19 protein-coding genes are annotated in these 24,518 nt (G+C 35.0%); 3 read left to right on the forward strand and 16 right to left on the reverse strand.

Annotation, left to right across the window (positions count from 1 at the left end; genetic code table 11):
* Window positions 1–82: 82 nt before the first annotated feature.
* The 13 genes from ACZ5B7_RS26650 to ACZ5B7_RS26710 form a co-directional block, all read right to left on the reverse strand.
* Complete coding sequence (locus tag ACZ5B7_RS26650; protein WP_464491591.1) at window positions 83–1,147, reverse strand: glycosyltransferase family 4 protein; 1,065 nt, start codon at window positions 1,145–1,147, stop codon at window positions 83–85.
* A gap of 137 nt (window positions 1,148–1,284) precedes the next feature.
* The gene (locus ACZ5B7_RS26655; protein WP_464491592.1) at window positions 1,285–2,382 is read right to left on the reverse strand and encodes a glycosyltransferase family 4 protein; all 1,098 of its coding nucleotides are present in this window, start codon (window positions 2,380–2,382) and stop codon (window positions 1,285–1,287) included.
* A 321-nt stretch (window positions 2,383–2,703) separates the two neighbouring features.
* Window positions 2,704–3,549, reverse strand: coding sequence for a dTDP-4-dehydrorhamnose reductase (rfbD, locus tag ACZ5B7_RS26660; RefSeq protein WP_464491593.1), 846 nt, complete (start codon window positions 3,547–3,549; stop codon window positions 2,704–2,706).
* On the reverse strand, window positions 3,549–4,571 hold the full coding sequence (rfbB, locus tag ACZ5B7_RS26665) for a dTDP-glucose 4,6-dehydratase (RefSeq protein ID WP_464491594.1): 1,023 nt from the start codon (window positions 4,569–4,571) through the stop codon (window positions 3,549–3,551). Before rfbB ends, rfbD begins: the two co-directional genes overlap by 1 nt.
* 10 nt (window positions 4,572–4,581) lie before the next feature.
* Window positions 4,582–5,142 carry a dTDP-4-dehydrorhamnose 3,5-epimerase gene (gene rfbC, locus ACZ5B7_RS26670; RefSeq protein WP_213117630.1) on the reverse strand — a complete coding sequence of 187 codons (561 nt, stop codon included), beginning with the start codon at window positions 5,140–5,142 and terminating at the stop codon, window positions 4,582–4,584.
* A gap of 24 nt (window positions 5,143–5,166) precedes the next feature.
* Window positions 5,167–6,039: a glucose-1-phosphate thymidylyltransferase RfbA gene (gene rfbA, locus ACZ5B7_RS26675; protein WP_464491595.1), complete on the reverse strand. Its 873-nt coding sequence runs from the start codon at window positions 6,037–6,039 to the stop codon at window positions 5,167–5,169.
* Window positions 6,040–6,267: 228 nt separating this feature from the next.
* Complete coding sequence (locus tag ACZ5B7_RS26680) at window positions 6,268–7,113, reverse strand: glycosyltransferase (protein ID WP_464491596.1); 846 nt, start codon at window positions 7,111–7,113, stop codon at window positions 6,268–6,270.
* Entirely contained in the window at window positions 7,110–8,471 is a 1,362-nt protein-coding gene (locus ACZ5B7_RS26685; RefSeq protein ID WP_464491597.1) for an O-antigen ligase family protein, read from the reverse strand. The genes ACZ5B7_RS26680 and ACZ5B7_RS26685 overlap by 4 nt, the downstream gene beginning before the upstream one ends.
* A 71-nt stretch (window positions 8,472–8,542) precedes the next feature.
* Window positions 8,543–9,625 (reverse strand): acyltransferase family protein, encoded by a 1,083-nt coding sequence (locus tag ACZ5B7_RS26690; protein WP_464491598.1) that lies wholly within the window; start codon window positions 9,623–9,625, stop codon window positions 8,543–8,545.
* Between the two features lie 204 nt (window positions 9,626–9,829).
* Window positions 9,830–10,870: an LCP family glycopolymer transferase gene (locus tag ACZ5B7_RS26695; protein WP_464491599.1), complete on the reverse strand. Its 1,041-nt coding sequence runs from the start codon at window positions 10,868–10,870 to the stop codon at window positions 9,830–9,832.
* 197 nt (window positions 10,871–11,067) lie between these two features.
* Complete coding sequence (locus ACZ5B7_RS26700) at window positions 11,068–11,784, reverse strand: glycosyltransferase family 2 protein (RefSeq protein WP_464491600.1); 717 nt, start codon at window positions 11,782–11,784, stop codon at window positions 11,068–11,070.
* Entirely contained in the window at window positions 11,781–12,833 is a 1,053-nt protein-coding gene (locus ACZ5B7_RS26705) for a WaaS/CpsH family glycosyltransferase (protein WP_464491601.1), read from the reverse strand. Before ACZ5B7_RS26705 ends, ACZ5B7_RS26700 begins: the two co-directional genes overlap by 4 nt.
* A complete protein-coding gene (locus tag ACZ5B7_RS26710; protein ID WP_464491602.1) occupies window positions 12,833–13,969 on the reverse strand; it encodes an SDR family NAD(P)-dependent oxidoreductase in 1,137 nt (378 codons plus the stop codon). The genes ACZ5B7_RS26705 and ACZ5B7_RS26710 overlap by 1 nt, the downstream gene beginning before the upstream one ends.
* Before the next feature lie 586 nt (window positions 13,970–14,555).
* Here ACZ5B7_RS26710 and ACZ5B7_RS26715 point away from each other — a divergent pair.
* The 3 genes from ACZ5B7_RS26715 (at window position 14,556) to ACZ5B7_RS26725 (ending at window position 18,290) form a co-directional block, all read left to right on the forward strand.
* The gene (locus ACZ5B7_RS26715) at window positions 14,556–15,626 is read left to right on the forward strand and encodes a glycosyltransferase family protein (protein ID WP_464491603.1); all 1,071 of its coding nucleotides are present in this window, start codon (window positions 14,556–14,558) and stop codon (window positions 15,624–15,626) included.
* 231 nt (window positions 15,627–15,857) lie between these two features.
* Window positions 15,858–17,297, forward strand: a complete 1,440-nt coding sequence (locus tag ACZ5B7_RS26720; protein ID WP_464491604.1) for an oligosaccharide flippase family protein — start codon at window positions 15,858–15,860, stop codon at window positions 17,295–17,297.
* An 81-nt stretch (window positions 17,298–17,378) separates the two neighbouring features.
* A complete protein-coding gene (locus tag ACZ5B7_RS26725) occupies window positions 17,379–18,290 on the forward strand; it encodes a glycosyltransferase family 2 protein (RefSeq protein WP_464491605.1) in 912 nt (303 codons plus the stop codon).
* A gap of 47 nt (window positions 18,291–18,337) precedes the next feature.
* Here ACZ5B7_RS26725 and ACZ5B7_RS26730 read toward each other — a convergent pair whose 3' ends face one another.
* The 3 genes from ACZ5B7_RS26730 to galU form a co-directional block, all read right to left on the reverse strand.
* Window positions 18,338–21,034: a glucosaminidase domain-containing protein gene (locus ACZ5B7_RS26730; protein WP_464491606.1), complete on the reverse strand. Its 2,697-nt coding sequence runs from the start codon at window positions 21,032–21,034 to the stop codon at window positions 18,338–18,340.
* Window positions 21,035–21,221: 187 nt separating this feature from the next.
* The gene (locus ACZ5B7_RS26735; protein WP_464491607.1) at window positions 21,222–23,264 is read right to left on the reverse strand and encodes an N-acetylmuramoyl-L-alanine amidase; all 2,043 of its coding nucleotides are present in this window, start codon (window positions 23,262–23,264) and stop codon (window positions 21,222–21,224) included.
* Window positions 23,265–23,429: 165 nt separating this feature from the next.
* Entirely contained in the window at window positions 23,430–24,308 is an 879-nt protein-coding gene (gene galU / locus ACZ5B7_RS26740) for a UTP--glucose-1-phosphate uridylyltransferase GalU (protein WP_464491608.1), read from the reverse strand.
* Between the last annotated feature and the right edge of the window lie 210 nt (window positions 24,309–24,518).

Genomic DNA, 24,518 nt, shown 5'->3' on the forward strand with positions numbered 1-24,518 from the left:
GTTATTGAGGTCAAAAATAAATTAAAAAGAGAGAACTATAAAAATTCTCCCTAAAAAACCATATACTATTTACTAAAAGGAATCATGATCTTCCTTTGGCTGATCCCGCCCTCAGTGTTTGTAAAATTTTCAAAATAGGACGATAATCTCTTCCAACTAAACCGATTTTTTCCGCAGTTATCTCAATAAACAAAATTATTAACAAAATTAAAAACAAAGCTCCACCAATCCTAGCCTGTGAATAAATAACAGCCATCAAACCAAAAAATGCTGACATCGCGTAAATAAGTAATACCGCCTGACGATGAGAGTAACCTATGCGCAGCATACAATGGTGTAGGTGCTGTTTGTCAGGTGCACCTAAAGGTTTTTTATGAATAATTCTACGCAAAATTGCAAAAAAAGTATCTGAAATTGGTACGGCTAGAACAATGACTGGAATTATAAATGAAATGAAGGTTACATTTTTAAAACCCATTAGCGAAAGCACCGAAATAATATATCCTAAAAATAGTGCCCCAGTGTCTCCCATAAAAATACTGGCAGGATGGAAGTTGTATATCAAAAAACCTAATGTACTGGCAAGGACAATTAAACCAACTATTGCAACAAATATATGTCCTTGTATAACAGCCATCCCGGAAATTGTAATTAACGCTATGGAAGATACCCCTGCAGCAAGACCGTCCAGCCCGTCAATTAAATTAATCGAATTAGTAATTCCTACAATCCAAATAATTGTAAAGGGGATACTTAATAAACCAAATTGAAGCTGAGCCCCGAACGGCAAATTAATAAAGACGACCTGCAGGTTTCCCCAAAAAACAACAACAACCGCAGCAGCCAATTGACCCAAAAGTTTGTATTTTGCCGAAAGCTCCAGAAGGTCATCCAAAAGGCCGGTCACGATTATGATAAGACAACCAATCAATATTGGAAACAAGGATGGATTGTCAGGACGCAAAAGAAAAATACCCAACATAAAACTGATAAAGATTGCTAAGCCACCAAGCCTCGGCATGATTGATTGATGAACCTTGCGTTGATTTGGCCTGTCAGTTGCCCCAATTAGAATGGCTAGTTTTTTTACAAGTGGTGTAATTACAACAGAAGCTACAAAACATAATATCATAGTGAGAAGAAGCATATTAAATCCTCCTTAAGAATAAGTTTGTCCATTAAAGAGGATTCGAAACACTAAAGGTTTTGCAAAAAAAAGGAAAATCGTGCAAAATTCAAACAGCAAAAAAGCGGGCTTACAAATTTTGAAAGCCCGCGCATTCTTTACTTATTTCGCAAATTTACTTGTCTAAAACCTCGAATCAGGTTTAACAATGGTTTGTAGTCTTCTCTGATAAGTCCTATTTTCTCAACAAATATTTCGATTATAATCAATATTGTGAGAAGAATAATGACTGACCCACGGATTGTTGCTTGGGAAAAGATAAACCCTGCTAGTCCAAAAACCGCACTCATTGCATATATCATTAAAACCGTTTGCCGATGTGAATAACCTGCTTTTAACAAGCAATGATGCAGGTGTGACTTATCCGGTGCCGATAATGGCTGCTTGTTCACAAGCCTGCGGATAATGGCAAAGAATGTATCAGAAACTGGAACACCCAATATTATGACCGGAATAACGAGGGACATAACCGTAATACTTTTTAATCCTAATAACGAAAGAACACTAATTAAAAATCCTAAAAACAATGCGCCGGTGTCACCCATAAAAATCTTAGCTGGATGAAAATTATATACAAGGAAACCAAGTGTAGATACAGCCGCTATTAATGCCACAATTGTAACATAAGGGTTCCCAGTAATATAGGCTATTCCTGCGATGGAAAATAAGGCAATTGAAGATACCCCTCCTGCCAAACCATCTAACCCGTCGATTAAATTTATTGCATTAGTAATACCTACAATCCAAACCATTGTAAATGGAATACTAAATATTCCAAAATCCAACTGTCCTCCGCCAAATGGTAAGTTAATGAATTCAACTTTTATGTTTCCATAAATTATGATAACGAGAGACGCAAGGATTTGTCCTAACAGCTTTACCTTTGGTGAGATTTCTTTCACATCATCAATTGCACCGGTAAGGATAATAATTAAACTTCCAAGTATTAACGCCAAATGGACATGTCCATTTGGATTTATGAGATGTAAATTGAAACTTTCATTTGGTTGAATAACGAATATTCCTATTAAGAAACTAATATATATAGCCAGCCCACCTAAACGCGGCATGATTTTCTGATGAACTTTCCTTTGATTTGGCTTATCGGTTGCACCAATTTTAAAGGCTAATTTTTTTACTAATGGTGTAAGGAAGATCGAAGCACAAAAACATATAAATAAAGTTACATATAACATAAAGACCCTCCGTGCTTATTTTATAACCAGATTTGAGTTTTATAGATATAAAATGTATAAAAAAGCCAAATTTCGATAAAATACTCCTAATGGATTATAGCATAGACTTACTCTCAATGAAACTATTAATTTGCTATATGTACAAGATTTACACAAAAGGAAAAAATTCTTATGTAAATATCGTATCCAATATTTCAGACGATACTTTGTGAATAAGGTTTCAATTATTTTTGAAAAAACCTAACCTTTAATAAAATAACATAAAAAAGGGATACATTAAAGTCAAAGATGACCAATTAACGTATCCCTTTCTCTATATGATTAATCTTTTAGTTCCTCTAGATAAGCTGCCAAAGCATCCTTCCAGCTTTGGAGCGGCGTCAGCCCTTCCTCTTCAATCCTCTTCTTACTAAGCACTGAATACTTCGGCCTTGCGGCTGGCCGCGGGAACTGCTCAGTCGTTAACGGGAGAACTGTTACATCCATCTCCGCTTGATTAAAAATTTCAATAGCAAATTCGTACCATGAACAAATTCCACTGTTCGTAGCATGGTAAATTCCGTATTTGTCCGTTTCCATAAGCTCGACCATGAACTTGGCAAGGTCGACTGTATAGGTTGGGGAACCCACTTGATCTGAAACAACGCCCACTTCGCCGCGTTCCTTCCCTAGTCGAATCATTGTTTTGACAAAATTGTTGCCATGTTTACCAAAAACCCATGCTGTTCGAACTATGAAGAATTCCTCTAGATTTTCTTGAACAAAAACTTCACCAGCTAATTTTGTACGCCCATATGCCCCTAGTGGTTTTGTAGGATGGCCAACCTCATATGGCTCCTCAGCTGTTCCATCGAATACATAGTCCGTACTGATATACATCATCTTCGCGCCAATTTGCTTAGCTGCCTGAGCAAGATATTTAGCTCCCAAGCCATTAACCTTATAGGCAGTCTCTTCATCCTGTTCTGCGGCATCCACATTTGTATAGGCTGCACAATGGAGAATGACATCAGGGCTCACTTCCTGAATAAATGCTTGCACTGCTGCTTCATTGCTTATATCTAACGTTTGGCGGTCAGCGCCAATAGGTTGATGGTTGTTTCGTTCCAATTCCAAAATAACATCTTGGCCTAATTGACCAGCTGCACCTGTTACAACAACCTTCATTATTCTACTCCCAGTCTGTCGCCATATTGGGATTTGAAATATTCCTGATATTCGCCAGAAATGATGTTTTCCCACCATTCCTTATTATTTAGATACCAATTAATAGTTTGTTCAATTCCTGTGTCAAAATTGTATTTTGGAGACCAGCCGAGTTCCGTGCGCAACTTCGTCGCGTCAATCGCATAGCGGCGATCGTGGCCTGGTCGGTCTTTTACAAATTTGATTAATGATTCAGGCTTTCCTAAATGCTTAAGGATTGTTTTTACAATATCAATGTTTGTGCGTTCATTATTGCCGCCAACATTGTATACTTCGCCCACACGGCCCTTATGCAGTACTAAATCAATGGCTTGGCAATGGTCCTCCACATGCAGCCAGTCGCGAACATTTAATCCATCTCCATAAACTGGCAGTTCCTTATCATTCAAAGCATTAATTATCATTAAAGGAATCAGTTTCTCAGGGAAATGGTAAGGCCCATAGTTATTAGAACAGCGTGTAATATTTGTCGGAAGACCAAAGGTCTCATTGTACGCACGAACAAGCAAGTCTGCACCAGCTTTACTTGCACTATATGGACTATTGGCTGCTAAAGGTGTTTCTTCTGTAAAGTATCCTGTCTCTCCTAGAGTACCATATACTTCGTCTGTAGAAACTTGAAGATATTTCTTTACACCAAAGGTTTTCGAAGCATCGAGTAAAGCTAGAGTTCCTTGGATATTTGTTTGGACAAAAATTCCAGGGTCAGTAATGCTTCTGTCAACATGGGATTCAGCTGCAAAGTTCAGGACATAATCGAACTTTTCTTCTTGGAATAGTCCTTGAATAAAGTCGCGGTCTGCGATATCTCCGCGGACAAACTTATAATTTGGCTTGTTCTCAATGTCTTTTAAGTTCTCTAGGTTACCTGCATAAGTTAATACATCTAAGTTCACAATAGTGTACTCTGGATATTTATTGACCATATAGCGGACAAAGTTGCTTCCTATAAAACCGGCGCCGCCTGTTACTAATAGTTTCATGTTTTACCTCCTATTTTTCATAAACGAAATTAAGATGTGTCGCTTCACTCAATCTTGGGTGTTTTGTATCTTTTTCTGAAAGAATTGGATTGTTTGTCGGCCAGTCAATTCCTAATTCCGGATCATTCCAAAGAATCCCCCCGTCGTGCTCTGGTGAATAATTTTCATCCACCTTATATGCAACTGTGGTGTCAGGTACCAAAGTGCAAAAACCGTGGGCAAAGCCTTTTGGTACTACAAGTTGCCGCTTATTATGCTCGCTTAGGATTACACCGACCCATTGTCCAAATGTCGGGGAGCCTTTGCGAATATCTACTGCTACGTCATAAATTGCACCTGTTATACAACGAACAACTTTCGTTTGGGCCTTCGGGTTGAGCTGGAAATGTAATCCTCTTAATGTTCCAACCGGTGCAGATAAAGATTGGTTATCCTGAACAAAGTCGTAATAAAGGCCCAATTTCTCAAAAATTTCTTTATTATAACTCTCCATAAAATAACCGCGATGGTCTCCAAAAACCTTAGGTTCCAAAATTTTAACGTCAGGCAATTTTGTCTCAATAATATTCATTTTTTTTACCTCACTCATTAGCTTTTAAATTCTTTGGTTAGCTATTTTTATTAAATATTGGCCATACTGGTTTTTCTTTAATGGCTCCGCAAGCTCCAAAAGCTTTTCCCTTGAAATGTAACCCATTTTATAAGCAATCTCTTCAAGACAAGCAATTTTTAAGGACTGTCTCTTTTCGACTGTTTCAATAAATTGTGATGCTTCTAACAAAGATGCATGTGTACCTGTATCTAACCACGCATATCCGCGACCTAACAGTTCAACATTTAATTCTCCCATTTCTAGATATGCTTTATTGATATCAGTGATTTCCAACTCGCCTCGAGGAGATGGCTGGATACTTTTTGCAATTTGTACAACACGATTATCATAAAAATAAAGCCCTGTTACTGCATAATTGGATTTTGGCACTTCGGGCTTTTCTTCGATGGAAACAGCTTTGCCATGGTCATCAAATTCAACGACTCCAAAGCGCTCCGGATCATTTACATAATAGCCAAACACAGTTGCACCGGTTTCTCTTTCAGCGGCTTTACGTAATAAATTCGTTAGGCCGTGGCCATAAAAAATGTTATCGCCAAGCACTAACGCCACGTTATCATCGCCAATAAATTCATCTCCTAAAATAAACGCTTGGGCTAATCCGCCTGGATGAGGCTGGATTTTATATGTAAGGTTTAATCCTAAATCTGATCCATCACCTAAGATTTGTTCAAATCTCCCTGTATCTTCAGGGGTGGAGATAATTAAAATATCTTTAATACCTGCTAACATTAAAACAGATAGTGGATAATATACCATTGGTTTATCATAGACCGGTAATAGTTGTTTAGAAACAACCTTTGTTAACGGATATAACCTAGTGCCGCTGCCACCGGCCAGAATAATTCCTTTCATTAAAGACAACTCCTCTTTTTACTTGTTAAGAACCTGATTTTTCGACAAATCTACCTACCCCATTATAATGAAGGTTATAGAAAAAATAAAATAATTATATTTTACCGTATATGTTTTCTTAAAATATTCCCAAAAATTCCTTTGTTTATGTTACTCCTGTCTCATATAAATCTTTACATAGAAAAAGGATATCTTCCTATGCCAAAGATATCTCCAATTCTAATCTTTTTACGATTTTGACATTGAAAAGAACTGTCGTAATGTATGCAAAGCAATCTGCTTATTTTTTACAGTCAAAGCCTGCTTTAAGAATCTTTTAAGGAGCTGAATCCGAAAAGAAGGTAATAATGCAGTTTTGTAATTTCTGTAGAAATTCAGTTCGGATTGCAAAATACTTTGGTAACGTTTCAGTGAGACCCTACTATAGTCCATTACAGATAATTCATGTTCGAGAACTGAATCGAGAACCCACACCTTTTTTCCTTTTGCATAAATCTCAAAGAAAAGCCAATGATCTAGGTAGTCTAAAGGAAATTCCTCATTAAATCCGCCGATTTCATTTAAAAAATCGATTCGAATTAGAGCACCAGAATTAATGGCCATTACTGGATTTTCTTGAATCCCTCTCTCTGGGCGATCCCCTAGCAAAGGACGAAGCGAATTACTATATACAGGAGAGATCATTGTATTTTCATTCATAATCTTTGGTACAACTGCTACAATCTCCTCTGAAAAATCCGCCAGGTTCATTACCTCATTCATATACTCTTGGCTTAACTCCGTATCATGATCCAGGAGGAGAATCCACTTGCTTCCATTTTCGTTCGCAATTTTCCAAGCATGATTATAAGCAGGTACAATTCCTAAATTTCGTGAGTCATGAACATATGACATATGTACCCCTTCATACTTGAGGGGATTAAATTCTTGTTTTTCCGGACTGTTGTCATACAAAATTAGCTCAAATTGATTGAATCCATTTTTGTTGGAAAATAAGGTTTGTTTCAATGTAAGGAAAGTTTTACTTTCTTCCGGTGTTTTCTTATACAAGACAAGAACAATCGTAAACTTCATACTAATTCCTCATTTTGTTTTAATTCCTTCTTGTTTTGAGAAACCACGAGCAGTACTATGAAAAAGCTAATACCGATAGGGTTATTGATAAATGGATTGATATTCGTTAGAAGTAAAACCCCCATAAATGCAGCCAATAAAGAAATGTCTAAAGTTGACAATTTTTGTCCGTTCTTATAGGCCCAATAATAGTTGTAGTAAACGATTAGGAATAAAAACCCCCATATGGCTAATCCAATTAAGCCTTGTTCAACAAGTATATCAATAAAACTTATTTCAATAGCGATTCTCCCAGCAATTTCAGTTCCATAACCAGCTCCAATAATGAGGTTTTTTGGATCTTTTAATATCTCCTTTGAGCTATTAAGAATGTCCATACGCATATTGACACTTACATCATTAACTTCAGTTTGAACTTTTTTAGCCTTAGGTTTTTTATTTAATTCAGTGGATGGATGCACTTCTTCAACTGCAGCAGTTTGTTCAAAACGTTCAAGCGTCATATATTTATAAAGGAACGGAACCGCGATTATTACCAGTAAAGAAATAGTGAATTTCTTCATAAATTGTTTGGATTGGATTAATTTTTTAAATTTACTCGATATCCCTTTGAATGGATCTACTATAACCTTTACGTCCAAAACTATAATTGTCAACAAGCTTACCATAAAAGCCAACAAAAAACCTCTAGTTTCAGACCAGAGAATAGAAACTGATCCAATTATAACAACAGCTATTTCCAATTTGCCGTATTTTTTACTTAAAAGATCATTTAAAGATACAATTAAACCAATCAAAACAAAGAAGTGACTTTTATAAAATACACTGTTGCTAGGTCTAAAAAATAAATCATCGTTCATGATAGTGTTCATGAAATTATAAAATGGAGCAAAATTATTACTAAATACAGTTTTTCCTAACAACGAAACCGTAATAGTAAAAATAGCAACAACTATTGCACTGTATTTTAGAATTTTAATGATTCGCTGTATAGTAAATCTCTCTTTTGAAATATAGTATGCCAAAGGAAAATAAACAGCAAAAAACGAAACCCTAAAAAAGTCAGTTACAATTACTCCAAGCGAATGCCCATTAATAAAACCAATTACTGAACTAACTAAAAACCAGAAAATTAAAACATAAACCCCAATGGTAACAGGATTTAACCTGAAAAATGTATTCTTTTTTTTATTAAAAATGGCTTTATCCTTTATAACCCGGACCATATACGTCCCTATGAGAAGTATAAATAAAAGCTGGCGGATAGATATAACCCCAAAGTCAATTAACCTGCCCCCACCGCCTACGAATAGTTCAACAAAAAAAACAGTTAATAATATTTTTTCAAACTTGTTCATGAAAGTAACCCTCTCCTATAACTTACTCGGAGTAATATCCTTTTCTTAAATATCAATTCCACCAACCGAATTTATATGTTTTTATTATTTGAATGATATCTGATTTTAATCAAAGACTTTTTTTCTGTGTTTAGTGAGAAGTTCTTCAATTTAAGCGCATTTTTCTCAATTAGATGCCATGAAATAAATGCAAATATCAATGTAAACGGAAGAGATAGAAAGAAGTCCTGCAAAGGTGATAGCTTATTATTAAAAAGATGAACCATTATTTGTTGAATTGGAAATGCATAAATATAAATACCATATGAAAAATCGCCATATTTACTAAAATTGTGCATCCCTAGCTTTGCTTCATAGCCTAAATAGAAAATAAGATAAGCACCAAAAATGGAAAATGCGGATTCAAAATAACCGAAGCTAGGTGCCAATAGTAGTATTATAAACGACAAAATAGCTATAGTTCCGTTTAACTTAATCTGTTTTCTGAATAGATAAAAAAGCATCCCCGAACTAAAATAACGAAATAAATCATAATATAAATCGTCTTTATTAAAGAAATGAAGGCCGGCGTTAAGAATAAATACAAATAATACAATCCTTTTATTAAGAAGCCTGGTTACTCCAAGAATAGCGACAACAATGTAAAAGAAAAATTCATACCATAGGGTCCATAACGAACCATTTATAGCTGTAGGCCATATATTTGTTTGAAAAACACCTGGCAGATCATACTGAATCCAATACAAACTAATAGTGCTTATATATTCATAAGTATCACGTGCTGTAAAGTAGTCCTTAAAGCTTAAATCTGTAAAAATGGGACCCAATAAAAAAATGGATAAAAACACAACAAAAATGAGTCCGGGGAAAATCCTCAAAAATCTTGCTTTAAAGTACGAAATTGGGCTCTTTGAACGTTCAAAGCTTTGTGTAATGAGAAATCCACTGATAACAAAAAAAATACTGACAGCAAATTCTCCAAATGTCATTTGTCCCTTGGTAAGAATTGCAAATGGTTCAGAACCATTGTTCCCTAACGTTAAAGGATATGAATGCGAGAATAAAACTAAGGTTGCTGCTATAAAACGGATAAAATCTAAATTGTTTTTTCTAGTTGTGATGTATTGTTCTATGTTTTTTCCTTTTAAAAACACTAAGCATCCACCTTTTCCATTGCTAAGTATTTTTTTCTTATACTCTAAATCCCAGCAATAAAGCTTTTTTACACACAAAGAAAATTATAGCATTATCTTGTTGAATTTTGTATCTTATATTTTCCTATAATGATATTTATATAACTATGTTACTCACAAAAAAGCCTTTACCAGTAAGGCTAGTAAAGGCAAATATAGTATCTTTTACTGTTTGCTTTCCAAATTTTGGCCACTTTTAGTATTATTTGTATTTGTATCCGGAAGCATATTATACTTTTCAACAGGTTCGGGAGTAAGTCCCAGTTGTTCACGTAATTGGTCCGAAAGACCTTGTCTATTTCCATCGCTTACAAGGAAATACCAGCCGCCGTTTATCATTTTACCTTCACCAGGAATTTCAAGCTTTTCAATGGTTTCTGCCGCCGGTTTATACGCAGATTGTATTCCAATAATATCGTTTAGAGTTAAATTAGTTTTAATATTGTTTTCCAGAGCACCTAGGATATCATCGTAATTTGTTAAAGTTGAAATTGATTTTCCTTTATCAATAATTTTTGAAATAACTTCGCGCTGTCTTTCTTGACGTCCTAAGTCACCACGCGGGTCAGCTTTACGCATTCGGGCATATTGCAACGCCTTTTCACCGTTTAAGTGCTGTGGACCTTTTTTAAGATATACTCCATCAAGTTCGAAAGCATATTTGTTATCTACATCAATCCCGCCAACGGCATCAACTATATCCTTAAAACTCTCCATGTTTACTTGAACATAATAATCAATTGGAATGTTTAAAAAGTGTTCTACCGTTTCAATACTCATTTCAATTCCACCATAGGCGTATGCATGGTTAATTTTATCGACACGAACAACCCTACCTGTCTTTTCAGGGTCCATAATTTTAGTACGAGTGTCACGTGAAATACTTAAAATTTTAGTAGTTTTATTTTCAGGGTTAACCGTTAAAACTACCATAGAATCTGTCCTGCCACTATCTCCTTTACGCTCATCGACTCCGACCATTAAAATTGAAATGGGATCCTTTTTGTGAAATTCAACTTGTTCAACACGTTTTTTGGAAATCTCTCTAGAAATTGGTTTATTCATCTTATTAACCGCACGGGCAACATCAGTATAAACGTTGTAGAAATATACACTTCCGCCAATTAATAGAATCAAGAGCGAATATAACGTATATCGAAGCCATTTCTTTTTCTTCTTATCTTTTTTCCTAACCGATCTCTCCATTTATATAGATCCCCTCTTTACAGGTAGTAAATTTCAATAGCAATCATAAACCAAATTATAATATTCTAGTTTTATAAGTTCAACTGGAAATAACAATATTCGACTAAAAAAGTACAAAATCTGACAATAATCTAATTGTATCTACTAACTCAAAAAAAAGTGTGTTTATCTAATTAGCAAACACACTTTTTTAATGACTATTTATGTTTTAAAAAGGACTTTATGAGCAAGTTCGAAATGGTGAATCTCCAGAGAAGCTTTTGCTTCAGAGTAGAATTATTTTCGACAGTTGTTACAGTTGCATCATGCCTTCGGTAATAAATCAATTTTTCGGGGATAAGAAGAGCAACGTGATTCATATCCGCCACCAACCCAATCCACATATCATGCATCGGGACATTCCTTGGAATCGGCAGGATTCTCGGCTTTAATTCTTTCCGAAATGACATGGCGCAGCCAATATAGCTGTTTTTAATAATATTTTTAATGACACCTGCACGGCTTCCTCTAAATTCATAGAAGGACTCGATGGTCGGGTTAAGCTGATTGTCAACAACAGTAATATCGGACATAATCATTTGGACCTTAGGATTTTTCTCATAGTAGGATTTAACCGTATCAACTTTTTCCGGCTTCCATACATCGTCCTGGTCACTTAAAAATATAATATCATTTTTTGTGTGCTTGATGGCATTCTCAAAATTGGAGGTCACTCCTGATTCATTGTTCATATACAGCTTGACCCGCGGATCTTCATTCATATAATTCTCGATAATAGAGATGGTTTGATCCTTTGAATGATCATCTGAAATAATCAGCTCATCATCTTTATCCAATTGTGAAAGGATGCTGTCGATTTGCTGTTTCAGATATTTCTCTCCGTTATAAGTGGCCATTGCTACTGAAACCTTCATTGTTTTCCCTCACTATTTGTTCCTACATAATAATGATGTTTTTTTTCGCCGGTTACACCCAGTACCTCTAGAACAAAGTAGGCAATTGAATAACGGTTTCGGATTGTTTTATCAACCGGTACATAAGGCGTCGACATAAATTCAGGCGGGACCTCAATATGTTCTCTGTCGACAATAACAATATTGTTTGGATGGTAAAAATCATAATGTCGGATATCTTTATTAGTTGTAATCAGCTTTTTATTTGCCCCAAGCATTTCAATAGTTCTCATCGTCAGACCTGTTTGATTTGGATGTTGAATATCAACGACAGCTCTTGACTGCTTCAACTTCTCGGTCAGCTTTTCGCTCGGCATCCCAATAAAAGAAAATTCACTAATATCACTGCCGGCAAAATCATTAGTCATAAGCTTGCGTTGGTAGTACATCAACTTACTGGGCAAATACATGAAGTAAAAAACCTTATGCCCATTCTGTTCAAACTGTTTTTTTACTTCTTTTAAAATCCGATAGCGGTCACTGTGAACTGTTCCGACAAAGAACAAATCGTAAATAAGGGGTGTGGTTTCCTTTGCAATCTGTTCATATTCAACATCGTAGAACAAAGGTCTAAACGTTAGACCCAACCTGTCACAATCCTTTTTATCAAACGAAAAAACTTCATCAAAGAATTCCAGCTTTTCGAGAGTGTTGACCTTATTGGCAACAGAGTCCCAAAGCATCAACACCATACGCGCAGCGGGATTGAGTCTTCTAAGTTCCTTTAGAAACCAAATCGGCGTTGCTTCTGCTTGGCAAATAAAAATACAATCGTATGTCTTAGTGCTTATTTTTTGCGTAATTTCTTCATAATACTTTTTAACTTGCCCTTTCACAAAATTACGATTAATTCGTAACAGTGCTTTAGACATTACTGTGTTGGATGGGCGCTCATCGAAAAAGTCGACTTCCGCACCCATTGATTCCATCGCTCTTATTATTTTTTTATGGTAATTAAAAAATAAAGGACATAAAAACAAAATTTTCTTGTGTTTTAACTTATCTTCCATTATTTATATAATCCCTTTTTCTTCATTTCTTCGATGGATTTTTGATACTGATCCTCGACAACCTCCTGCTGATTCACCCAATCGACAAACTTGCTGATTCCTTCTTCAAAGCTGACCTTTGGAGTAAATCCAAGCTTGTCATGGATTTTTGTCAGATCTGCGTAGTTATGGCGAATATCGCCTAAGCGGTAGTTGCCGCTGATGACAATCTCAGTATCGGACCCGTATTTTTCCTTTAATGTATTGGCAACGGTTAGAACATCTGTGCAGACACCTGTTCCGACATTGAAGCTTTCAAAGTTTGCCTCGTCTTTTTCAATTCCCAAAATGGTTGCATCGACAACATCATCAATGAACACAAAGTCCCTTGATTCATTTCCGTCCTCAAAGATATTGATGTTATTCCCATTTTTGATGATGGTGGAGAAGATGGACAGAATACCTGTATATGGGTTTTTCAACGATTGACCCGGTCCATATACGTTTTGATAGCGATATCCAACAACAGGAATGTTTAAGGATTTTCCGACCACCATGCACATTTGCTCCTGTACCTGTTTGGCAATGCCATAAACAGATGTAGGATGGATTTTTGTATCCTCTGTGGTTGCCATCAGTTCCACATTTTGATGGCATATCGGACATTTGACCTCAAAATCACCTTTGCTCATGTCTTCTTCAATTCTTGCAGTTGGATAGACAACACCGTGCTCGGAACAATGGTACATGCCTTCTCCATAGATAGCTCTTGAAGCGGCAATAATGATTTTTTTCACCTGATGCTCTTCATTAGTTAGAATATCCAATAAATTGGAAGTACCTTTAATATTCACATCTATGTATTTATTGATTTCGTACATCGATTGTCCTGTGCCAGTTTCCGCCGCTAGATGCACGACAACATCCTGACCCTTTAAAGCTTTTCTCCAGTCATCGCTATTCACAACGTCACCTTTAATAAAAGTCACTTTATCTCTTACTTTTAAAAATAACTCTGAAGAGGTTCCATCTTGCCCATGAATTTGTGGTGATAGGTTATCAAGAACGGTTACGTTATAACCTTTTTCCAATAATTTTAGAGCCAAGCTACTTCCGATGAAGCCTGCTCCGCCTGTAATAAGTACATTTCTTAGCATAGTGAATTCCTTCTTTCTTTTAGTTAAAAAGTGTTTTAATACCCTTTTGAGCTTCCGACTCCTAAAAGATTAATTATAAATTAATAATATTTTTCTCAAAACTACGTCATTCATTCACAGATGTATGATTGATGCAGAAAACGACAATTATTGACTTAACGAAAATTAATTATAACAGATTACAACAAAATTTGTACTTTAAAATGCGGTTAGTTAGTTCAATTAAATGACTTTGACTTAAGGAAATAAAGAAACTTACCCGCAATATGGTCATGATGATAATAGCCACCTTACATGAAAGGTCCCTATTCTTTAGGAATTTAATCATGTGATTGTTGATTGCCTAAAGTGAATATAATATACTTAAATAATGTACAAATTTTATTAACTTTAATTTATCAAAGGTAATAAAGGGAAATCAAAATCATGATTATTTAAATGAAAAAGGACACCAATTTTATTTACTTCTTACTCAGTACCGTTTTGTTCTTTTTATGCATAAGTGAAATTATGCAAGTATCAAATAGAATCATAATCTATTTATATTTACTTTTTACCAAAGTAAAGCTTTCGGAAAGGGGTTTGTATGAAGAAAAGAGTTTTATACCTTATGCACGTTGATTGGGGCTGGATAAAACAACGTCCCCATTTTATTGCCGAGAAGCTGGATACTGTATTTGATGTGACAGTGTTTTACCAGTTCGCACGGAGCAGAAAAGTAATCACTTCAAATCCTTCAAAAACTAAAAAGTTTCCAATAATCGTACTTCCATTGAAACGTATGAGGATTTTCCATTCTTTGAATAGCTTTATTCAACAGATGATTTTCTCAATAATTTTGAAAGTTATTAAGCCCAACATTATTTGGATCACTCATCCTTCACTTTATGACTATATTCCGAAAAGAAACATAAATAAGTTCAAAATTATTTATGATTGTATGGATGATGTCCAAGGGTTTAATTACATTCCGAGCGTAAAAAAAAATCTGGATATTTCTGAAAGACAGTTGTTACATGACTCTGACATTGTATTTGTCTCGAGTCAGAATCTCCAAAATAAAATTATTGATAGAGGCTGCAGTTCCAATAAAACAGTTTTAATCAGAAATGGTTATAATGGTAAGATCATTGATGCAATGGATAAAAAACAACAGCCACTAAAAGATTTTAAAGTTGCTTATATTGGAACGATCTCCGAATGGGTTGATTTTGATACTATCAAGAAAAGTCTTAATGAAATAAATAATTTGGAGTATCATTTTTTCGGACCAATAGAATGTGAAATCCCGGAAAATGAAAAAATAATTTTCCATGGACCTATAAACCATAGTAAGTTATATGATGTTGTTCAGGATGTGGATTGTCTGATAATGCCTTTCAAATTAAACGAATTAATTCAATCGGTTGATCCCGTCAAATTATATGAATACATCAATTTCAACAAAAATATAATTACTATTTATTATAAAGAAATTCAAAGATTTAACGATTTTGTTTGTTTTTATAATAATACGGACGAGTATATTAATGTTCTAAAAGGCTTAATTGCAAATAATGAACTGAAGTACAGTCAAGACCAAAGATTAGAATTTCTTAAAGAAAATACTTGGGATAAAAGAACCAATGTTATGATTGAAAAATTAAATGATCTGTAAAAAAGGCCTCTTGCCTTTTTTACAAACCTTCCATAATAAAAGGCTGTCTAATTCACAGACAGCCTTTTTATATTAGAAGAGGTAATTGGAACTACATAAAAATTTCTTGTCTATTCCTGTAGAAATAAGTATTATCGTTGTTTATAATAACGTTTAATGCTACTCTTATAAGGCAAATCATATTGATGATTCCGATAAAATGCTAAACAAAAAAGGATTTGATTCCGTTAAATGGGCAAACTTATATCAAATTATTTATTTACTGTCGTATATCAATTATTGATTGTTATAACACCATTTATTACTACTCCATATGTTTCAAGAGTACTTAAACCAGAAGGTGTTGGTACGGATGCGTATGTATTATCTATCGTTCAGCTATTCATAGTCTTTGCTGCTTTAAGTATCCCGATTTACGGTAGTAGACAAATAGCAACAAAATTAGACCAGAACGAACGTTCTAAAGAATTCTGGTCCATTTATTGTGTACAACTATCCATTTCATTGCTTACCACATTGTGTTATGTAATATTTATATTTACTGTCGCTGATAATAAAATGTTATTTTTCATTCATATTTTTACCTTAATCGCTACTACAATTGACATTTCTTGGTACTTTATAGGAATGGAACAAATTAAGAGCATCACAATGAGGAATATACTAATAAGAGTAGTAAGTATTATTTTAATTTTTACTCTTGTAAAAAGTATTGAAGATTTAAGTCTCTATATTTTGATTAATGCGAGTACGCTCTTCATGGGTCAACTAATTATGTGGATTCCATTGTTAAAAGTGGTTTCGTTCAAAAGAACAACTTTTAGAGACATTAAAGTGCATATTGCACCAATAATTAGCTTATTTTTACCCCAAATTATGATTCAGGTATATATTCTCGTGAACAAAATTGTTTTAGGACATGTTTCTGGAAAAGTTGAAGTTGGGTATTACAACCAAGCAGATAAGGTTATTCGAATAGCCTTAGGATTTATCACATCATTAGGTTCAGTTTTACTTCCAAGAATGGCAAAAGAATTTGCTCTAGGGAATATTGACTCAATGAAAAAATACATTAACTATGCCCTTCAATTTGTATTAATGATTACATTGCCTATGACATTAGGTTTGATGGCGATATCGTCTAATTTTGTTACTTGGTTCTTAGGAAATGAATTTAAAACAGTAATTAATTTACTTAATATAATGAGCCCAGTTATATTTTTTGTTGGTTTAGCAAATATATTTGGTATTCAAATACTAGTGTCAACAAACCAGAATAATAAATATGCTATATCCATTACTATCGGTGCACTCCTTAGCTTAATTGCAAATATCCTTTTAGTTTCATATATGGCAAGTACAGCTACAACTATTGCCCTATTGGTCGCTGAAGCTTCAGGTGCAATGATTCAGATGTATTTTGCTAGAAAATATTTTGAACTGAAAACTTTCTCAAAAATGTTTACAAAATATTTTGGTTTAAGTATTTTGGTTTATTTCTCTGTTAGTGCAGCTGGAAGTATGATCAATGTAAGCCCGTTCCTGCTGACCTTCATCCAATTATTTATTGCTGCAGGCGTATATTTGGCAGGGTTAATAGTAGTAAAGGATTCAATTGTTTTCATGATTTTAAATAAACTTAACAATAAATTGGTTCTAAGAGGCAGATAATTTTATTCAATTGATTTAATCTTTTCAAACCCTAATAGTGCAATGAATACCAAAAAATATAAAAAAGTGAGGGGAAATGGATTGGAAAATAATAATAAACCTATTCCTTCTGTTTATTTTGTAATTCTAAACTATAATAATCCGAACGACACAATTGCCTGTATAGAATCGGTAGAAAAAATAAACTACAAGAATTTTAAAGTTATTATCGTTGATAATTTTTCTAAAGATAATTCAGAAACTGTTTTAAAGCAAAGATTCCCACATCATATATTTATACAAACCGGGGCAAATTTAGGTTATGCTGGCGGGAATAATGTCGGCTTGAAAAGGGCTAAAGCTGAAAAGGCTGACTATATTTGTATCCTTAACAATGACGTGATTACGAATCCGGATTTTTTACAAAAATTAATGGACTATATGGTAACACATCCAAATGTAGGTGTTGTCGGACCAAGAGTATGTGAATTTAATGAACCTGAAATTGTGCAATCAACTGGTGCAATGATCGACTTTAATACTGGAAGAGTAAAAGTATTAAATAACAGAGTGCACGAGGACAAGGTTAGAGGAGAAATTATTTCTTGTGACTACGTTGGTGGAGCATGTATGTTATTTCATACTAAAATTCTCGACGAAATCGGGTATATTCCAGAAGACTACTTTTTATTCTATGAAGAAACAGAATGGTGTTTAAATATAAAGAAAAAGGGTTATGAAGTAATTTGCAACTGTAATGCAAAGGTCATTCATAAAGGATCAGCTTCAATCAATCAGGTTTCAGGATTGTCAGAGTATTTTATGTATAGAAATGTAGTATTATTTATGAAGAGAAATGCTAATTTAAAGCAGCTTTTTATTTTTTATCCTTATTTATTTATCTATGCTGTTTACCGCGGGGTTATTAAAAAAGATGGCTTAAAGTTTGCCAAGTATTTTTACCATGGTTTAACAGGTAAAAATAAATTTAAAGAGAAGTTACAAATTAAATAATGCAAAAAAGTAGTACACACCATAAGGTTGTACTACTTTTTTTGATCTTATTTATATACTGGATATTCTAGGAATACAGTATATGGTTGAATTTTATATACATCATACATAACTTGAACTTGTTTATACGCCCATCCAATATCAGAAGCATATTGATGTGAAGCTTTGTTTAATGTACTCATTACTTGTGGGTTCCAACGCATTTCATATAACGTATTTTGAACTATATTGTAATAGTTATTGCCATCTATATAACCATCGTTAATAAACGCAGCTCCGCCAACTATAGCATCGTAAGGTGTGAACCACCCTTTCTCATAAGCAGTTTTAGCTCCACATTCATCCGGACAGCTGTCGAGCGCACCTACTCCATACATGTTATAAACAGTTTTTCCGTTATATTCCATCCCTTTTGCAAGAGTCGAAGTACCATTTCCCGTTTCTAACAATGTATGTGCCATTAAATATACTTCATTAATCCCATATTTATTTCCTGCATCAATGAAGGCTTGACCTTGGCCTGCTAATATTCCTTTTCCAACAAGGTATTTATTTAAAGTCTCTGCTGAAACCCCACTCGGTTTTGTTAGGTCCATGAATTGAAATCTTTGTTTCTCATCATTTATAAAGTTAGTTGGATTCAAATAATAAAGGACATCTGAAGATGTTGCATTGCGCCAAGCCCCCACGCTAACTCTATCCCAGTCACTTGCTTCTTCTAAAACAATGAATAAAGTATCCTTCATTACACTAGCGTAAATATGACTGCTTGAACTCTTTTCAGCTCTAATATTAAGATAATCAACAGTAGCTTGGCCGATTCTCAAATTAGCTGTTGCAAGAGCACTGTGTACGTATAAAATCTGTCCATTGTATTCAACTTTATACCATCTTGTACTGCCTGAGTACGAATCACCGATAACATTTGCATCCAATACTTTGAATAATGTTCCTTTAACAACGTTAACAGCTACATTATCATTATTCAAAGTTGGAGAAGTCCTAAGGTTTACACTGATTCCAGTTATCGAACCGCCATTAAATACATTAAGGTATTGACTGCTGACATATGCAGGAGCATTTGCGTATTTATCAGTCTGTGGCATAACCTTCATTTGCATATTTAATGCATCATTTAGCGTAATATTATAGTAGTTAGTCAAATCCGACTGAATAAATGGTTTATTAGTTGGTCCTGGTGCAGCTCCGCCTTTTTCCACTAACATAATCTGAATGGCTTCTAATCGCTTCGACAGTCCTTGTGTTCCAGCCGATTCCCCGTTCTTAGCCCAATCCAGCCAACCATAATCTTGAGCATGAACACGATAATAAATATCGTAATGCTGCGCCATTTCACCTGTTAGGCTGATTTGAATCGCTTCTAACCGTTTACCTTCTCCAGATGTTCCAGATATAGCACCGTTTGATACATTATTTAACCAACCATACCCTTGAACGTGGGTCTTGTAAGTAATACCCCCGGAATAAGGAATCTTATCCAATGAAATCTTGATGGCTTCCATTCGTTTTGCTTGTCCTTGTGTTCCTGACAATTGTCCATCAGATACTCCCGCTAACCATCCATACTCTTGAACATGGGTTGTATAAACAACAGATGGATCCATAATAATTGGTCTATTTGTTGAACCTGGGGCTGCTCCACCTTTTTCCACCAAAACAATCTCGATTGCTTCCAAGCGCTTCGACAGTCCTTGTGTACCAGCAGATTCTCCGTTTTTAGCCCAATCCAGCCAACCATAATCTTGTGCGTGAACACGGTAATAAACATCATAATGATCTGCCATTTCACCAGTTAAGTTGATTTGGATCGCTTCTAGACGTTTTGCTTCACCAGATGTTCCAGAAATGGCTCCATCGGATACATTGTTTAACCAGCCATAATCTTGAACGTGGGTCTTGTAAGAAATACCTCCAGAATAAGGAGCATTTTCTAAGGAAATCTTTATAGCTTCCATACGTTTCGCTTGGCCTTGTGTTCCTGACATTTGTCCATCAGACACACCTGTTAACCACCCGTAATCTTGAACATGGGTTGAATAAACAACTGAAGGATTTTCTATGGGAGTACTTTCTGAAGCAGTTTGTACTGTATTGGAGTTATTCTCACTTTCTATTAAATTAGCATTAGTAGAGTTAACTATCCCAGATGGAGCTGCATCAGAGTTTAAGGAATCATATTCTTCTTTAGTAATTACTATTTTTTGATTATTTTCGTCAGTCGAATAGTATATTAAGCCTTTATTTTGAATTACTGTGCCGTTTTCATCAACTAAATCTACTTCCTCAATTGAAGTTCCGTTTTTATTTTCAGCTACAACTGTAATTTGCTCTTTTAAATCTACTGGCTTTACTTCATCAACTTGAAATGAATCAGACAAAGCTAATCTATATTGAATAATTTCACTTTCAGATATCGCTAAATCATTTAATTCATTATTAACATTTATCGTGATATCTTTTACTTCATTTGATGAATCTTTTTGAATTTCAATTTTACCATTTACAGCCGTTTTGGATTCATCTGTCCATCCAGTCAATATCAACTTTACATTTTCACGTAAGACTACCTCTTGTTCTCCACCATTATAATGAATGAAATAATAACTAGATCCTTCTACGAAATTTCCAGTATCGGAGCTTTCTATTGCATAAGCAATATTTCCTACAGTAGGAAACGCAGAACCCATTAATAGCGTTCCGATAAGGACTATACTTCTTCGCATTTATCATTCTCCCTGTAGTTAAAATTTTATACATAAAAACACGAATAATAACTTAATTCGACAATCTTCATGCATCAACCCTATTAGTCTAACATAAAAAACAGGTTAAAGACTATATATCTATTACTTTTTTTTACAATAAAAATATACCAAAAAACCCCAAAAGACACTTGGGGGTTTTAATGGATTAATATGCTTTAAAATATTCATCAATTGCATCAGCAATTGCTTTTGCCAGTGAATTTTGATATGATTCCGTCAATAATTTCTGGCGTTCGCTCGAATTATTTATAAAGCCAATCTCTAATAAAGTGGCAGGCATAGCCGATTCACGTAAAACTGAAAAATCTGCCCCATCAGTTCCACGGTTAGCGGCTCCTGTATAAGCAATCATTTTTTCTTGAATTAAATTTGCAAGTTGCATACTCTTTGCAATTCTGTCTGGATTTGTAGCCATAGCAGCATTGATTTTCGAAGGATTTGTTGGATCACATTCGTAAAAGTAAGACTCAATACCACTAACAGAAGTTGTTGATGTTCCCGTAGAGTTAGTGTGGATACTAACGAAGATGTCTGCATGCAAATTATTTGCCATTTGAGAACGATCCAGCAATGGTATAGATGTATTGTCATTTCTGGACATATAAACTGTATAGCCGCGATTTACTAATAATGCTTGGGCTTTTTTCGCAACAGCTAAATTTAAGTCCGCTTCTCGATACCCGCCTGCAGTTGCACCAGGGTCAGATCCACCATGTCCAGGATCTAAAAATACTATCCATGATTGTTTGAATGCCTCGTATACACTTACTGGTTCACCTTGGCCTTTAGGGACTAACTTGATTTGAATAGCTTCTAATCGTTTTGAACGCCCTTCGGTACCAGCTTTCATCCCATTTTTCGCCCAACCTAACCAACCATAATCTTGTGAGTGAACTCGATAATAAATATCATAGTAATTTGCTATTTCACCAGTTAGATTAATTTTAATAGCTTCCAATCTCTTGCTTTGTCCAGTGGTACCTGAAACTTCACCATTGGAAACATCTTTCATCCAGCCATAATCTTGAACATGAGTTGAATATATAATATCTCCATTATAAGGAGTATTAGGTAGAGTAATTTTTATTGCTTCCATACGTTTACCCTGCCCTTGGGTTCCACTCATTGCTCCGTCTTCTACATAACCCAACCAACCATATGATTCAACATGAGTTGAATAAGCAACAGATAGTTTTTTTACAAATGGTTGATCTGTTGAGCCAGGAGCCGCTCCACCTCTTGGCACTAAAACAATCTCAATTGCTTCCAAGCGTTTTGAAAGTCCCTCTGTACCAGCGGATTCTCCATTCTTTGCCCAACCTAACCAGCCAAAATCTTGTGCATGAACTCGATAGTATATATCATAATTTTCAGCTTGGGTACCAGTTAAATTAATTTTAATAGCTTCCAAGCGTTTTCCTTGTCCTGTAGTTCCACTTTCTTTTCCATCGGAAACATAAGGAAGCCACCCATAATCTTGAACATGTGTGGAGTATTTCACACCTAAGTCTTCTACATTATCGACTGAAATTTTAATACTTTCCAGTCGTTTTGCTTGCCCTTCTGTACCGGACAATTCTCCATCAGAAACAGGGTTTTGCCATCCAATGTCTTGTACATGAGTGGCATATTGAACAGAAGGTGTCCCCATCGTTGATTCTGCATTGGTGGAATTTAAAGCTTCTTCAGAAGTTCCTTCACTCACTACAGTACTGTCCTTCGTAGACGGGGTCTCACTAACTACAATACCGTCCTCCGAAGAAGAAGTCTCATTTACACTTTGAGTACTGAGAGTATTAGGTTCATTTGTCACTTCCTCAACGTTAAATGTATCAGACACTTCTAATCTATAAAATATACTTTCTTTTTCCGGGACTGAAATTTCCTTTAGGTCATTGGTAACATCAATCGTGATATCTTCCGTTTGATTTATGGAATCAGTATGAATATTAATCTTACCCTTAACAGAAGATTTTGCTTCATCTGTCCAACCATTTAACGTCAATGATACATTGTCATTTAGAACTGCCTCTTGATTTTCACCATTATAATGGATGATAAAATAACTTGAAACTTCAGAAGAATCCCCTAAATTTGTAGCATCTAATCCATTTGCATTACTTCCTTTTGGAAGGGATCCAAAAAAGATTAATAGTACTGAAAAAAATAACAAAACCCGTCTTTTCATCCTCCTACTCCTATTCTACAAAATTTTACAAACAATATTGTTATTCTATCATAAAGCTAGTAGAAATAATTGCGAGTATATTACTATTTTCACACAAAAAAAACACTATGAGTAATTAATTTTACTCATAGTGCATAATGAATATTTATTTTGGCATATTTGGTATTACAATTGATATTTGTTGATTTGACTTGCCATGAACTTTAATAAATCTTCTCGTAATTCCTCTTTCTGAAGAGCAAATTCAATCGTTGTTTCAATAAAACCTAATTTTTCCCCTACATCATACCTGTTGCCTTCAAATTCATAAGCAAACACCCGCTGAATATGATTTAGATTTTGTATAGCATCCGTAAGTTGGATTTCCCCTCCTGCACCAATTTCCTGCTTATCTAAAAACATGAAGATTTCAGGTGTAAAAATATATCTGCCGATAATAGCTAAATTTGAAGGGGCTGTGCCTAACTGTGGTTTTTCGACAAAGTTCCGCACTTGGTAAGAGTGGCCATGCTGTTCAATTGGATCGATAATACCATATCGATTTGTTTCCTCCTCAGGCACTCGCTGAACGCCAATGACAGAAGAACGAGTTCTGTCAAATTCGTTCATTAATTGTTTGAGGCAGGGAGTCTCTGCTTGAACGATATCGTCCCCAAGTAAAACCGCAAATGGTTCATCACCGATAAAATTCCGAGCACACCAAACAGCATGTCCTAATCCTTTAGGCTCTTTTTGTCTAATGTAATGGATATCAGCCATTCTTGATGGTTCTTGAACCTTTTCCAACAAGTCAAATTTTTCTTTACTAAGGAGGGTTTGTTCAAGCTCATATGCGTAATCGAAATGGTCTTCAATTGCCCTTTTTCCTTTACCAGTAACGATGATAATATCTTCGATTCCAGATTCTATCGCTTCTTCAATTATGTATTGAATCGTCGGTTTATCCACTATTGGCAGCATCTCTTTGGGCATGGCTTTTGTGGCCGGGAGAAAACGTGTTCCAAGACCAGCGGCAGGAATAATTGCTTTTTTCACATTTTTCATTATCATTCTTCCTTTCATCGACTTTAATGCACCAAACCGAAATCCTAGTTCAACATATTTATTACTAAAATTATTCCATAACAAATTAGAATATACAAGATGGAACAGAAATGGAAAAAAAACCAAAATCAAAAACCTCACTCATGATATTAGAGTAAGGTTGATTTGGGCACCAAAGTCATGAATGGCAGTTGCCCTGCTTGACTGGCA

The sequence above is a fragment of the Neobacillus sp. S1115 genome (genome assembly GCF_055385565.1).